Below are 13,740 nucleotides of genomic sequence, written 5' to 3'. Positions count from 1 at the left end.
TCCCCGCCGCACCGCCTCGCCGCCGCAGTCGGCCGCGGAGGAGAGACCCGCACGGCCCGTCGCCGGAGACGCCGTGGGCTGGTCGATGGAGGAGCGGCTGTACAACCAGGTCTGGGGCATGTTCGAGGACCTGGCCCGCACCACGGCCGCCTACCGAGGTGCCGTCGAGTTCGCCGACTCCCGGCTGGAGAAGGAGGTGGACCAGGCGCTGGCCGATCCGAGTCGGCGGCTCGGCACGGCGGCCGATGCCGTCCGCGCGGCGGCGCACGCCCGCCGGACCCTCCTGACCGACCAGGCGCGTGCGGCCTTCGACCGCGACCTGGCCCAGCTCACGGCCGAGGCCGAGGTGGTCGAACCGGCGCTCCCGCCGGCCTGCGCCCGCTGGGACAGCCCTGCCTGGCACGCCTACCGCGTCCCTGCCGAACCGCCGATGGCCCTCCGGCTCGGTGATCTCCACCTGCCCGAGAGCGCACCGCTGCGGATCCCGTTGCTGGTCAGGATGCCGCTGGAGCGAGGTCTGTGGATCGACAGCGGTCCCGCGCCGGCTGCCGGCGAGCGGGTGCCGGACCCTGCCGGGGCACGGCGGTCGGCCATGACGGCGGCGGTCGCCGTCGCGGCGCGCCTGCTCGCCGTGCACCCGCCCGGCGCGTTCGCCGTACAGGTCGTCGATCCGACCGGTGCGGGCGCCCGGGCGCTGCTGCCGCTGACGGAGGCCGGAGTCCTCGCGGCGCCGCCCGTGACGGGGGCGGCCGGTGTCTCGCGGACGCTGGAGCGGCTCACCCGGCGGGTGGACCTGGTGCAGATGGCGGTGCGTGGTGGCGTGGCCGATTCGTTCCCGGCCGACGTGGACACCGCCCAGCAGCTCTTGATCGTCAACGATTTCCCGTACGGCTTCGACGACCGGTCGGTGGCCCGGCTGCGTTTCGTGGCCGACGAGGGGCCGGCCGTCGGCGTCCACCTCCTGCTGGTCGCCGACCGTGAGGACGCCGCCGACCACGGCCCCCTGCTCGATCCGTTGTGGCGTTCGCTGCTGCGACTGACCCCGCTGCCCGACGACCACCTCGCCGATCCGTGGGTCGGCCACGCCTGGACGTACGAACCCTCGCTTCCCCCACAGGGCAGCCGCATCCTGCAGAAGGTGCTCACCGAGGTGGCCAAGGCCTGAACCAAGGCACAGTAAAGGCCTCTGAACTGCGGACTTGCCTGTTCTTTTACTTTTACCTTTACCTTTCCTTGGTGATTGGGGTACTGTTTTCCGTACGGAGGGGAGTACTCCCTGACTGCGGCGCACCCGTCAGTACGGACCGGTTCGGATCCCGGGGCGTCGGCCCATCGCGGGTGGAAGAGACCTCCGGCAGCGACAACGCTGATGTGTTTGCCGTCTCTTCGCACCGGAGGTGCAGTGGAAGTCTCCATGGGCCTGTGGGCCCTCACCATCGTCGGTCTCGCCGCTCTGATCGCGGTCGATTTCTTCATCGGCCGCAAGCCGCATGAGGTGTCGATCAAGGAAGCGGGTATCTGGACGGTCGTCTGGATCGCCCTGGCTGGCCTCTTCGGCCTCGGTCTGCTCGTCTTCGGCGGCGGCCGGCCGGCCGGCGAGTTCTTCGCCGGCTTCATCACCGAGAAGTCGCTGAGCGTCGACAACCTCTTCGTCTTCGTCCTGATCATGGCGAAGTTCGCAGTGCCCACCCAGTACCAGCAGCGCGTCCTGCTGGTCGGTGTGCTCATAGCCCTGGTCCTGCGGGCCGTCTTCATCGCCGCCGGAGCCGCGATCCTGGCCAGCTTCTCCTGGGTGTTCTACCTCTTCGGCGCCTTCCTGATCTACACCGCCTGGAAGCTGGTCCAGGAGGCCCGTGCCGACGAGGCGGACGAGGAGTACGAGGAGAACAAGCTGCTGAAGGCCGTCGAGCGCAGGTTCGGCGTGGCCGACCGCTACCACGGCACCAAGCTGTGGATCCAGCAGAACGGCAAGCGCGTCATGACCCCGATGCTGGTCGTGATGCTCGCCATCGGCACGACGGACGTGCTGTTCGCCCTGGACTCCATCCCCGCGATCTTCGGCCTCACCCAGGACCCGTACATCGTCTTCACGGCCAACGCCTTCGCCCTCATGGGCCTGCGCCAGCTGTACTTCCTCATCGGCGGGCTGCTCAAGAAGCTGGTCCACCTGTCGTACGGGCTGTCGATCATCCTCGGCTTCATCGGGGTGAAGCTGGTCCTGCACGCCCTGCACGAGTCCGGTGTCCACGTGCCCGAGATCAGCATCCCGGTCTCGCTCGGGGTGATCTGCGCGGTCCTCGCCGTCACCACGGTCACCAGCCTGCTGACCTCCAGGAAGCAGGCCGCCGCCGAGGCGCAGCGCGCCGGCGCGGACGGCGCCCGGAAGGACAGCGTCGACGCCTGACGGCGGGGTCGCGGGAGCCCGCGATCTCCCGTCGCCCTTCGGCGGGCTCGCCCCGACGCGGGGCCCGGTCCTACCGGCACCGGGCCCCGCAGCGGAAGACCCGCAGCGGAAGACCCGCAGCGGAAGACCCGCAGCGGAAGCCCGCAGCGGAAGACCCGCAGCGGAAGCCCGCAGCGGAAAGCCCGCATCGGAAAGGAGGGGAGAGGTATCCGGAAAGAACGGAATGCGAACCCTGTAGGCCTCTGGGACCATCGCCGCATGATCACTCGGCTCCGGTCGCTCACCCGTTCATGGACGATTCTCGTGCCGGTGCTCGCGGTCGTCCTGCTGTCCCTCACGTGGGGCCGGGCGCTGCCCGGCGTGATCGTCGTCTTGGTGACCGTCGTACTGGCCGGGTCCGTCCTGGCGGCGGTGCACCACGCCGAGGTGATCGCCCACCGGGTCGGCGAGCCCTTCGGATCTCTGGTGCTCGCCATCGCCGTCACGATCATCGAAGTGGCCCTGATCGTCACCCTCATGGCCGACGGCGGCGACAAGAGTTCCACCCTCGCCCGGGACACCGTCTTCGCCGCTGTGATGATCACCTGCAACGGTGTCGTCGGGATCAGCCTGCTGGTCGCCTCCCTGCGGCACGGCACGGCGGTCTTCAACCCCGAGGGCACCGGCGCGGCACTGGCGACCGTGGCGACGCTGGCCACCCTCAGCCTGGTGCTGCCGACGTTCACCACCAGCAAGCCGGGACCGGAGTTCTCCACCGTCCAGCTGACCTTCGCCGCCCTGTCCTCACTGATCCTGTACGCGTTGTTCGTGGCCACGCAGACCGTGCGTCACCGCGACTACTTCCTGCCGATCACCCGGCAGGGGGAGGTCATCACCGCCGAGGACCACGCGCAACCGCCGTCCGCGCGTACCGCGTGGATGAGCCTCGGTCTGCTCGGGCTCGCCTTGATCGGCGTCGTCGGCCTGGCCAAAGGAGTGTCGCCCACCATCGAGTCGGGTGTGGCCGCGGCGGGGCTCAACCAGGCCGTCGTCGGTGTGATCATCGCCCTGCTCGTCCTGCTGCCCGAGACGATCGCCGCGCTGCGCTCCGCCCGCCGCGACCGGGTCCAGACCAGCCTCAACCTCGCGCTCGGCTCCGCGATGGCCAGCATCGGCCTGACCATCCCGGCCGTGGCGCTGGCCTCCGTGTGGCTGTCCGGGCCGCTCGTCCTCGGCCTCGGCTCCGTCCATATGCTCCTGCTCACGCTGACCGTGGTGGTCAGCTCCCTGACCGTGGTGCCCGGCCGGGCCACACCGCTGCAGGGCGGCGTCCACCTGGTGCTGTTCGCGGCCTACCTGGAACTGGCGATCAATCCGTAGCCAACCGCCGCGCCCGCCGCGCCCGCCGCGCTCGGCGCGTCCGGCCGGCCGCGGGTGCACTCCCGGTCAGTTCCCGGCCGGCTCCACCAGCGGTACCGGCACCGGCCGCGTCTCCGGCAGCAGCGCGAAACACACCAGGCTGATGAGGGCGATACCGGTCAGATACACGCCGACGCCCCAAGGCACCCGACCGCCCCGCTCGGCGAGTGCCGTGGCCACGATCGGGGTGAGGGCTCCACCGAGAACACCGCCGAGGTTGTAGCCGACGGCGGCGCCCGTGCAGCGCACCCGGGGCTCGTACAGCTCGGGCAGGTAGGCGGCGATCACCGCGAACATGGTGACGAAGGCCAGCAGGGCGCCCAGGATGGCGAGGAACATCAGCAGCGGCTCGCCCGTCGCCAGCAGCGCCACCATCGGCAGCATCCACAGGACGCAGGCCGTACATCCCGCCAGACACATCGGCCGGCGTCCGAACCGGTCACCGCACAGCGCCACGACGGGCGTGAGCGCCCCCTTCACGACCACCGCGCCCATGACGCAGACCAGCATGACGGTGCGGCTCACACCCAGGTGCTCCGTCGCGTACGCCAGCGACCAGGTCGTCACCGCGTAGAAGACCGCGTAGCCGACCGCCATGGCCCCGGCCGTCAGCAGCACCAGCCGCCCGTGGTGCCGGACGACCTCGACGAGCGGCACCCGAGCGTGGTCGTCGATCTCCAGGAACCGGGGGCTCTCCGCGAGGGAGGAACGCAGCCACAGACCGGCCAGCGCCAGCGCGCCGCCCGCCCAGAACGGCACCCGCCAGCCCCAGCGGGCGAACTCCGCGTCGGACAGGGCCGCCGACAGCGCGAGCATCACCCCGTTGGCCATGACGAACCCGAGCGCCGGCCCCATCTGCGGGAGGCTCGCCCACAGGGCACGCCGCTCGGCCGGGGCGTGCTCGGCGGTCAGCAGCACCGCCCCGCCCCACTCCCCACCGACCCCCAGCCCCTGCAGGAAACGCAGCACCAGCAGCAGTACGGGCGCGGCCACGCCGACGGCGCCGTAGGACGGCACACAGCCGACCGCGACCGTCGAGGCGCCCGTGAGCAGCAGCGAGGCGACGAGCACGGGCCGCCGCCCGCGCCGGTCCCCGAGGTGCCCGAACAGCACCGACCCCAGCGGCCGCGCCACGAACCCCACCCCGAACGTCGCGAACGCCGCCAGCGTCCCCGCGAGGGGCGAGAACGTCGGGAAGAACAACGGCCCCAGGACCAGGGCGGCCGCGGTGCCGTACACGAAGAAGTCGTAGAACTCGATCGCTGTGCCGACCAGGGAGGCGGCGGCGAGGCGCGGCATGGAGGGAACGTTCACTTCGCGTACGCGGTGCATGCCGGGTCAACTACCCACAGTGACCAGGAGTTACGGGGGCGTGCGGAGGTGATCACGGGACCGGAGTGCGCTCCCGGGCCTCCGGTGCGGCACGGCCCGCTGTCCGCCCCGGCCGGCGTGATAGACCGGGTCGCGAGCAGCGGTCGCCGCCGCGCCGCCCCGAACCGACCGGAGGAACCGTGCCCCGTACCCTGGCCACCGCCCCGATCATGATCCTCAACGGGCCCAACCTGAATCTGCTCGGCCAGCGCCAGCCCGAGATCTACGGCAAGGACACGCTGGCCGACGTGGAGGCGCTGTGCGCCGAGGCGGCGGCCGTACACGGCGGCACGGTGGACTTCCGGCAGTCCAACCACGAGGGCGAACTGGTCGACTGGATCCACGAGGCGCGGCTGAACCACTGCGGCATCGTCATCAACCCCGGCGCCTACTCGCACACCTCGGTCGCCATCCTGGACGCGCTCAACACCTGCGACGGCATGCCCGTGCTGGAGGTGCACATCTCCAACATCCACCAGCGCGAATCGTTCCGGCACCACTCGTACGTCTCCCTGCGCGCCGACGGTGTCATCGCCGGGTGCGGCGTGCAGGGCTACGTGTTCGGCGTGGAGCGGGTCGCGGCGCTGGCCGGGGCGGCGCGCACGGACGTCTGACCCGCGCGCGGGGCTACAGCCGGCCCGCCTCCACGATCCGCCGCAGGAAGCGCCGGGTGCGCTCCTGCCGCGGATCACCGAAGACCTGCTCGGCACTGCCGCGCTCCAGCACGACCCCGCCGTCGAGGAAGCACACCTGGTCGGCGACGTCCCGTGCGAAGCCCATCTCGTGCGTCGCCAGCACCATGGTCATGCCCTCGTCCTTCAGACCGCGGACCACCTCCAGCACCTCGCCCACGAGTTCCGGGTCGAGCGCGGCCGTGATCTCGTCCAGCAACAGCAGCCGGGGCCGCACCGCGAGGGCCCGCACGATCGCCACACGCTGCTGCTGACCGCCGCTGAGCCGGTCGGGATACGCATCCGCCTTTTCGGTCAGTCCCAGGCGCTCCAGCAGCTCCCTGGCCCGTTCCTCGGCCTGGGCGCGGGAGACGCCGTGCACCCGGCGCGGCGCGAGCGTGACGTTGTCGAGCACGGTCATGTGCGGGAAGAGGTTGTACGCCTGGAAGACGACGCCGATCCGGCGCCGTACCGCGTCCTGGTCCGCGCGCGGGTCGGTGATCTCCTCGCCGTCCAGCCAGATGGCGCCGTCGTCGATCTCCTCCAGGAGGTTGGCGCACCGCAGCAGCGTCGACTTGCCCGACCCGGAGGCGCCGATCAGCGCGGTCACCGTGTGCGGGGCGACCTCCAGGTGGACGTCCCGCAGGACGACCGAGCCGCCGAAGGTCTTGCGGACCGCCTCCATCCGCAGAACGGGCGCGTCGCTCACGGGCGTGCTCTCCGGCGTGCTCACAGCGCTCCTCCCTGGGCCCGCCGCCGGTCCATCCGGCCCGTCACCCAGTCGGTGAACCGGGTCATCGGGATGGTCAGCGCGACGAACACCAGTCCCGCGACGATGTACGGCGTGTAGTTCAGACTGCGGCCCACGATGATGTCGGCCGCCCGTACGGCGTCCACCGCACCCCCGATGGACACCAGGCCGGTGTCCTTCTGCAGCGACACCAGGTCGTTGAGCAGCGGCGGCACCTGACGGCGCACCGCCTGCGGCAGGACGACGTGGCGCAGCGCCTGCCGGTTGGTCAGACCCAGCGAGCGGGCCGCCGCGCGCTGCGAGGGGTGGACGGACTCGATGCCGGCCCGGAACACCTCGGCCACGTACGCCGCGTACGTCAGGGTGAGCGCCGTACCGCCGAGCAGCACCGGATCGACGGTGACGCCCTGCAGCCGCAGCGCCGGCACACCGAGGACCACGATCATCAGGTTGATGATCAGCGGCAGACCGCGGAAGAAATCGGTGTACGCCGCCGCCAGTACGCGCAGCGGGAAGAAGACCGGTCCGCGCAGGGTCCGCGCGACGGCGATCAGCATGCCGAGGACCAGGACGGCGGCACCGCAGACGAACAGCAGGCGGACGTTCAGCCAGAGCCCTTCGAGGACCTTCGGGAACGCCTCGCGCGCGTAGTGCGCGCTGAAGAAGGTCTCCTTGGTGCGCGGCCAGCCCGGTGCGCTGACGACGACGAGGTAGAGCACGACGGCCGTGACGAGGGTCGACAGGGCCGCGACCGCCGTGGCGCGGCGGGCACGCGCGCGTCGGTACCGCTCGCGCGCGAGCCGCCGAGCGGACGGTACGTAGCCGTCGCCGGGAAGACCGGCGCCCCCGGCCATGTCGTCGTCGTCCGCCCCCTCCCGGGCCGGCCCGTCCTCGGTGACCGTCACTTGAGCACCGGGGCGTCGACGGCGTCCGAGAGCCACTGCTTCTCGATGCGGGCCAGCGTGCCGTCCTTGCGCAGGGCGTCGACGGCGGCGGTCACGCACGGGGTCAGTGCGCTGCCCTTGTCCAGCACGAGTCCGAACTGCTCGGGCGTGCCGCCCTGGTTCTCGAACTGGCCGACGATCTTCGCGTCGGTCACCTCGGCCGCGGTGATGTAGAAGGCGGTCGGCAGGTCGGTGACGATGGCGTCGACCTGCCCGTTCTTCAGGGCGGACTTGGCCTGGTCGTTCTTGGCGTAGACGGCTGCCTGCCGGGCCGGCTTCACGACGTCGCTGATGTAGTCGAGGCTCGTGGTGCCGACCTGGGCGCCCAGCTTCAGCTTCCGCAGATCGGCGATGCTCGTGGCCCGGGCGGCCTTGCCGCCCTTCAGCGCGATGACGGCCTGGCGCACGTCGTAGTAGCCGGAGGAGAAGTCCACGGCCTTCCTGCGTTCGGCGCTGATCGACACCTGGTTGACGTCGAAGTCGAACGTCTTCACTCCGGGCGCGAACGCCTTGTTGAACGGCACGCTCTGCCAGACGACCGCATTCTTGTCGTATCCCAGCTGCTCGGCCACGGCATAGGCGACCGCCGACTCGAAGCCCTTGCCGTTGGCGGGCTTGTCGTCCTTGAACCAGGGCTCGTACGCTGGTTCGTCGGTCGCGATCGTCAGCTTCCCCGACGACTTGGTGGCGAGCTTGCCCTTGGCGCAGCTCTGCGCGGCCGAACCGGACGGGGCGGCCGACGTCTTCTCCTCGGGCTGCGGAGCACAGCCGACAGCGGTGGCGAGCAGGGCTACGGCGGCCGCGGCGAGGGCGCGGCGCAGGGCGCGAGGGGCAGGATGCATGGCGGGAGACTGGCAGTGAACTGGGCGTTTGTCCAGGTCACAGCGGTAGTTGTCCGCATACTGGGAACGGGTGTTGCGGCTGTGTGAACGCGCCTGCGCGCGGCTCACGCGCGCCGGTGCCCGGGCCTGGGCCGCCGGCCGAGGGCGGGGTTGAGACCGGCGGCCCCTACCGCTCAGGAGCCGTCGTCCTGCGCGGGGCTGTGACCAGTTGACCGCGCGCGACGGCTCTGAGGGAGTGCGCAGAGGGGCCCGGTGCGTGCGAAAGGTTCACACGGGGCGCGTGTAGGGGTGGTACACGCTGGGCGTGCGGACGAGGAGTGCGCCCGGCGCGTGCACAACCGCCTTGCCCGAGGGGGTTCGTACGACCTGTGCGCCGGAGTGTCGCGCAGGCTCCCGGCTGCCGAGGCGCACCCGTCGCGCACGGGAGCCGTGTGCCGCCTATGACACACCGGCGCGCCCACGCGTCCGGGACGGCGGCCGACCGCTCACCAGCCGCGCGCGTGCCACTCCGGCAGATGCGGCCGTTCCGCGCCCAGCGTGGTGTCGTCACCGTGCCCCGGGTAGACCCACGTCTCGTCCGGAAGCACGTCGAAGATCTTCGTCTCCACGTCGTGGATCAGGCGGGCGAACGCCTCCGGGTCCTTGCGCGTGTTGCCGACGCCGCCCGGGAACAGGCAGTCGCCGGTGAAGACGTGCGGGTGGCCGTGCGGATCGTCGTAGACCAGCGCGATCGAACCGGGCGTGTGCCCGACCAGGTGCCGGGCGGTCAGCTCCACGCGGCCCACCCTGATGACGTCGCCGTCGTCCACGAGGACGTCGGTCGGCACCGGGATCCCGGGGGCGTCGTCGCGGCCGGCGTACGTCCGCGCGCCCGTGGCCGCGACCACCTCGGCCAGCGCCTGCCAGTGGTCCCCGTGCTGATGGGTGGTGACCACCGAGGCGATGCCGTCGTCACCGATCATGCCGAGCAGCGTCCTCGCCTCGTTGGCGGCGTCGATCAGGAGCTGCTCGTCGGTGGCCCGGCAGCGCAGCAGGTAGGCGTTGTTGTCCATCGGGCCGACCGCGATCTTGGTGATCATCAGGTCTTTCAGCTCGTGCACATCCGCCGGTCCGCCGACCTTGACCTCTCCGGAGTACGTCATGACGGCCAGCCTATAGCCGACGCGCCCCGGTGGGCGGCCGTCCGCACGGTACTGCGGACGGCCGCCCACCGGGGCGGCAGACGGCGGCGGAGGCGGCACCGGCGGCCGCCGTCCGGTACGGCAGGGGCGGGAGTGGCGGTCCCGCGATCTACAGCGGAGGCAGCTTCGGCAGGGACCCGCCCCGCACCTGAAGCGCCGCACCGTCGCGGCGCCCGGCGAGCCAGCCCACCAGGTCCGCGGGCCGCCCGCTGACCGTGATCCCGGGCTCGTCCGCCGTGCGCCCGGTGCTCCACGCGCGCGTGCCGTCCGTGAGGCGGGTCGCCGGGACCTCGGGGTGCCCGGCGAAGCGGTCCGCCAGGAAGCCGGTCTCGCGCTCCAGGAACTCGGCCGGCAGGTCCTCGAGCTCGTACCCGGTGCCCAGGTCGACGTGGTGCAGCTCGACCTCCGCCCACCGGCGGAACGGCACGCGGGAGGCGGAGTCCGTGACCCCGTTGCGCAGTTCCACGGTCCGCGTCCAGTCGGCGGGCTCGTCCCCGGCCACCTGGAAGCGGGCCGCGCTCTCCCGGAGGTCGGCCGCCTGCACCTCCGCGGGCCGCGGCGCGTCCCGCTCGATGTCCGCGTCCCGTGCCTCGGCGCTGACGTACATGGGGCGGCCCTGGAGGACGTTCACCAGCGCGTCCGCGTTCCGGGCGAGGTGGGCGAGGACGTGCCCGCGGCTCCAGCCGGGGAGCCGGGACGGCTCGGCGAGCGAGGCGTCGTCCATTTTCGCGACCGCGCTGAGCAGCCGCTCGGTCGCCTCCTGTACACGGGCCAGGTCATGAGCGTGATCAATCATGCTGCTGACCCTAGTCGGACCACCCCTTCGGGTGAAGGTGATGAACCTCGTCCGCTAATCGAATGCGCGTGCTATATGGTCGAAGGCGGCGTCGGGCATGCTTGAAGGCCGGGAGTTGTTATGCAACCGGGCAATCCGACCGGCGTTGTCAGTGGCTCCCCCTAGTCTGAAGAAGCACGGGGGCCTCGCCCCTGTCACTTCTCTCAAGAAAGGTGCGGACCGGCGTGGCCGACCGTCTCATCGTCCGTGGCGCGCGCGAGCACAACCTGAAGAATGTCTCGCTCGACCTGCCTCGTGACTCGCTCATCGTCTTCACGGGACTGTCCGGGTCGGGCAAGTCGTCCCTGGCCTTCGACACGATCTTCGCCGAGGGCCAGCGCCGCTACGTGGAGTCGCTCTCCTCGTACGCCCGGCAGTTCCTCGGCCAGATGGACAAGCCCGACGTCGACTTCATCGAGGGTCTCTCCCCGGCGGTCTCCATCGACCAGAAGTCGACCTCGCGCAACCCGCGCTCGACGGTCGGCACGATCACCGAGGTCTACGACTACCTGCGTCTGCTCTTCGCGCGTATCGGCAAGCCGCACTGTCCCGAGTGCGGCCGTCCGATCTCCCGCCAGTCGCCGCAGGCCATCGTGGACAAGGTGCTGGAGCTGCCGGAGGAGAGCCGCTTCCAGGTGCTCTCCCCGCTGGTACGCGAGCGCAAGGGCGAGTTCGTCGACCTCTTCGCCGATCTGCAGACCAAGGGCTACTCCCGCGCGCGCGTGGACGGCCAGACCGTCCAGCTGTCCGAACCGCCGGTGCTGAAGAAGCAGGAGAAGCACACCATCGAGGTGGTCGTGGACCGCCTCACGGTCAAGGACTCCGCCAAGCGCCGCCTCACGGACTCCGTGGAGACCGCCCTCGGCCTGTCCGGCGGCATGGTCGTGCTCGACTTCGTCGACCTCCCCGAGGACGACCCCGAGCGCGAGCGCATGTATTCCGAGCACCTGTACTGCCCGTACGACGACCTGTCCTTCGAGGAGCTGGAGCCGCGCTCCTTCTCCTTCAACTCGCCCTTCGGCGCCTGCCCCGAGTGCACCGGCATCGGCACGCGCATGGAGGTCGATCCGGAGCTGATCATCCCGGACGAGGACAAGTCCCTCGACGAGGGCGCCATCCACCCCTGGTCGCACGGGCACACCAAGGACTACTTCGGCCGCCTGGTCGGCGCCCTCGCCGACGCCCTCGGCTTCCGCACGGACATCCCCTTCGCGGGTCTGCCGCAGCGCGCCAAGAAGGCCCTGCTCCACGGCCACAAGACCCAGATCGAGGTGCGCTACCGCAACCGGTACGGCCGGGAGCGGGTGTACACCACGCCCTTCGAGGGCGCGGTCCCCTTCGTCAAGCGCCGGCACAGCGAGGCCGAGAGCGACGCCAGCCGCGAGCGCTTCGAGGGCTACATGCGCGAGGTGCCCTGCCCCTCCTGCCAGGGCACGCGCCTGAAGCCGATCGTCCTCGCGGTGACGGTCATGGGGAAGTCGATCGCCGAGGTCGCCGGGATGTCGATCAGCGACTGCGCGGAGTTCCTGGGCGAGCTGAAGCTGAACGCGCGTGACAAGAAGATCGCCGAACGGGTCCTGAAGGAGGTCAACGAGCGGCTGCGCTTCCTGGTCGACGTCGGTCTGGACTACCTCTCGCTCAACCGCGCGGCGGGCACCCTCTCCGGCGGTGAGGCCCAGCGCATCCGCCTGGCGACCCAGATCGGCTCGGGCCTCGTCGGCGTCCTGTACGTCCTGGACGAGCCGTCCATCGGTCTGCACCAGCGGGACAACCACCGCCTGATCGAGACCCTGGTCCGACTGCGCGACATGGGCAACACGCTCATCGTCGTGGAGCACGACGAGGACACCATCAAGATCGCCGACTGGATCGTGGACATCGGCCCCGGTGCCGGCGAACACGGCGGCAAGGTCGTGCACAGCGGCTCCCTGAAGGAACTGCTGGCCAACACCGAGTCGCAGACCGGCGCCTACCTCGCGGGCCGCAAGTCGATCCCGCTCCCGGACGTGCGCCGCCCCCGTGACCCGTCCCGGCAGCTCACCGTGCACGGCGCCCGGGAGAACAACCTCCAGGACATCGACGTGTCCTTCCCGCTGGGCGTGTTCACGGCCGTCACCGGTGTCTCCGGCTCCGGCAAGTCGACCCTGGTCAACGACATCCTGTACACGCACCTGGCCCGCGAGCTGAACGGCGCCCGGACCGTCCCCGGACGGCACACGCGCGTCGACGGCGACGACCTGGTCGACAAGGTCGTGCACGTCGACCAGTCGCCGATCGGCCGCACCCCGCGGTCCAACCCGGCCACCTACACCGGTGTCTTCGACCACATCCGCAAGCTGTTCGCCGAGACCACCGAGGCGAAGGTCCGGGGCTACCTGCCCGGCCGCTTCTCCTTCAACGTCAAGGGCGGCCGCTGCGAGAACTGCGCGGGCGACGGCACGATCAAGATCGAGATGAACTTCCTGCCGGACGTGTACGTTCCGTGCGAGGTCTGCCACGGCGCCCGGTACAACCGGGAGACCCTGGAGGTCCACTACAAGGGCAAGTCCATCGCCGAGGTCCTGAACATGCCGATCGAGGAGGCCATGCACTTCTTCGAGGCGGTGCCGGCGATCTCCCGTCACCTGAGGACGCTGCACGACGTCGGCCTCGGCTACGTCCGCCTCGGACAGTCCGCCACCACCCTCTCCGGTGGTGAGGCGCAGCGCGTGAAGCTCGCCAGCGAACTGCAGAAGCGGTCCACCGGGCGCACGGTCTACGTCCTGGACGAGCCGACCACCGGCCTGCACTTCGAGGACATCAGCAAGCTGCTCAAGGTCCTCGGCGGGCTGGTCGACAAGGGCAACACGGTCATCGTCATCGAGCACAACCTCGACGTCATCAAGACCGCCGACTGGATCGTGGACATGGGCCCCGAGGGCGGTGCCGGCGGTGGCCTGGTGGTCGCCGAGGGCACGCCGGAGGAGGTCGCCGGGGTCCCGGCGAGCCACACGGGCAAGTTCCTGCGCGAGATCCTCGGCGCCGACCGCATCAGCGACGCGGAGCCGGTCCCGGCGCAGCGCGGCCGTGCGGCCCGGAAGACGGCCGCGGCCAAGACGGCGGCGAGGAAGACGGTGACGGCCAAGGCCAACAGCACGTCGGCCAAGAAGGCCGCCGCGGTCACGAAGAAGGCGGCACCGGCGAAGAAGACGACACGCGCCCGCAAGGCCTGACGTCCCTCACCGGCTGCGTTCTGACGGCACATCAAACAAGCGGCGCCCCGCGGGAACCTCCCGCGGGGCGCCGCTCGTTCTTCTGACAGCCAGCCCGGCCCGGCGGTCCGACAGGTCCCTCGCGCACCGCC

Annotated in this window: 10 protein-coding genes and 1 pseudogene; 5 read left to right on the top strand and 6 right to left on the bottom strand. The window is 70.8% G+C overall.

Going from position 1 to position 13,740, the window contains the following annotated elements; all coding sequences use genetic code 11:
- From IE312_RS40935 to IE312_RS19815, 3 genes and pseudogenes are all read left to right on the top strand, one after another.
- A pseudogene (locus tag IE312_RS40935) lies at positions 1 to 1,165 on the top strand (TerD family protein); the annotation flags it as partial.
- A 237-nt stretch (positions 1,166 to 1,402) separates the two neighbouring features.
- Complete coding sequence (locus tag IE312_RS19820) at positions 1,403 to 2,404, top strand: TerC family protein (RefSeq protein WP_189983632.1); 1,002 nt, start codon at positions 1,403 to 1,405, stop codon at positions 2,402 to 2,404.
- A gap of 258 nt (positions 2,405 to 2,662) precedes the next feature.
- Positions 2,663 to 3,763 carry a calcium:cation antiporter gene (locus tag IE312_RS19815; protein ID WP_189983630.1) on the top strand — a complete coding sequence of 367 codons (1,101 nt, stop codon included), beginning with the start codon at positions 2,663 to 2,665 and terminating at the stop codon, positions 3,761 to 3,763.
- 66 nt (positions 3,764 to 3,829) lie between these two features.
- Here the strand turns inward: IE312_RS19815 and IE312_RS19810 are convergent, their stop codons facing one another.
- On the bottom strand, positions 3,830 to 5,101 hold the full coding sequence (locus IE312_RS19810) for an MFS transporter (RefSeq protein ID WP_189983628.1): 1,272 nt from the start codon (positions 5,099 to 5,101) through the stop codon (positions 3,830 to 3,832).
- 212 nt (positions 5,102 to 5,313) lie between these two features.
- Between IE312_RS19810 and aroQ the strand changes: the two genes are divergently transcribed.
- On the top strand, positions 5,314 to 5,787 hold the full coding sequence (gene aroQ / locus IE312_RS19805) for a type II 3-dehydroquinate dehydratase (RefSeq protein ID WP_189983626.1): 474 nt from the start codon (positions 5,314 to 5,316) through the stop codon (positions 5,785 to 5,787).
- A 13-nt stretch (positions 5,788 to 5,800) separates the two neighbouring features.
- Here aroQ and IE312_RS19800 read toward each other — a convergent pair whose 3' ends face one another.
- From IE312_RS19800 to IE312_RS19780, 5 genes are all read right to left on the bottom strand, one after another.
- Positions 5,801 to 6,529: an amino acid ABC transporter ATP-binding protein gene (locus IE312_RS19800; protein ID WP_189983859.1), complete on the bottom strand. Its 729-nt coding sequence runs from the start codon at positions 6,527 to 6,529 to the stop codon at positions 5,801 to 5,803.
- A gap of 44 nt (positions 6,530 to 6,573) precedes the next feature.
- A complete protein-coding gene (locus IE312_RS19795; RefSeq protein ID WP_189983624.1) occupies positions 6,574 to 7,500 on the bottom strand; it encodes an amino acid ABC transporter permease in 927 nt (308 codons plus the stop codon).
- Positions 7,497 to 8,381 (bottom strand): ABC transporter substrate-binding protein, encoded by an 885-nt coding sequence (locus IE312_RS19790; protein ID WP_189983622.1) that lies wholly within the window; start codon positions 8,379 to 8,381, stop codon positions 7,497 to 7,499. Before IE312_RS19790 ends, IE312_RS19795 begins: the two co-directional genes overlap by 4 nt.
- A 485-nt stretch (positions 8,382 to 8,866) precedes the next feature.
- The gene (locus IE312_RS19785; protein ID WP_189983620.1) at positions 8,867 to 9,523 is read right to left on the bottom strand and encodes an MBL fold metallo-hydrolase; all 657 of its coding nucleotides are present in this window, start codon (positions 9,521 to 9,523) and stop codon (positions 8,867 to 8,869) included.
- Positions 9,524 to 9,671: 148 nt separating this feature from the next.
- Entirely contained in the window at positions 9,672 to 10,358 is a 687-nt protein-coding gene (locus tag IE312_RS19780) for a maleylpyruvate isomerase family mycothiol-dependent enzyme (protein ID WP_189983618.1), read from the bottom strand.
- Between the two features lie 224 nt (positions 10,359 to 10,582).
- Here IE312_RS19780 and uvrA point away from each other — a divergent pair, with 224 nt between their 5' ends.
- Positions 10,583 to 13,609 carry an excinuclease ABC subunit UvrA gene (gene uvrA, locus IE312_RS19775; RefSeq protein ID WP_189983616.1) on the top strand — a complete coding sequence of 1,009 codons (3,027 nt, stop codon included), beginning with the start codon at positions 10,583 to 10,585 and terminating at the stop codon, positions 13,607 to 13,609.
- The last annotated feature ends 131 nt before the right edge of the window (positions 13,610 to 13,740 follow it).

Source organism: Streptomyces capoamus (assembly GCF_014654935.1).
Lineage (GTDB): Bacteria > Actinomycetota > Actinomycetes > Streptomycetales > Streptomycetaceae > Streptomyces > Streptomyces capoamus.
This window is presented reverse-complemented; position numbering and strand designations above follow the sequence as displayed.

Excerpts from the sequence above, each read along its gene's own strand:
- IE312_RS19810 (WP_189983628.1), bottom strand. The coding sequence starts at position 5,101 with ATGCCGCGCCTCGCCGCCGCCTCCCTGGTCGGCACAGCGATCGAGTTC.
- IE312_RS19785 (WP_189983620.1), bottom strand. The coding sequence starts at position 9,523 with ATGACGTACTCCGGAGAGGTCAAGGTCGGCGGACCGGCGGATGTGCAC.
- IE312_RS19780 (WP_189983618.1), bottom strand. The coding sequence starts at position 10,358 with ATGATTGATCACGCTCATGACCTGGCCCGTGTACAGGAGGCGACCGAG.
- IE312_RS19800 (WP_189983859.1), bottom strand. The coding sequence starts at position 6,529 with ATGGAGGCGGTCCGCAAGACCTTCGGCGGCTCGGTCGTCCTGCGGGAC.
- IE312_RS19790 (WP_189983622.1), bottom strand. The coding sequence starts at position 8,381 with ATGCATCCTGCCCCTCGCGCCCTGCGCCGCGCCCTCGCCGCGGCCGCC.
- IE312_RS19815 (WP_189983630.1), top strand. The coding sequence starts at position 2,663 with ATGATCACTCGGCTCCGGTCGCTCACCCGTTCATGGACGATTCTCGTG.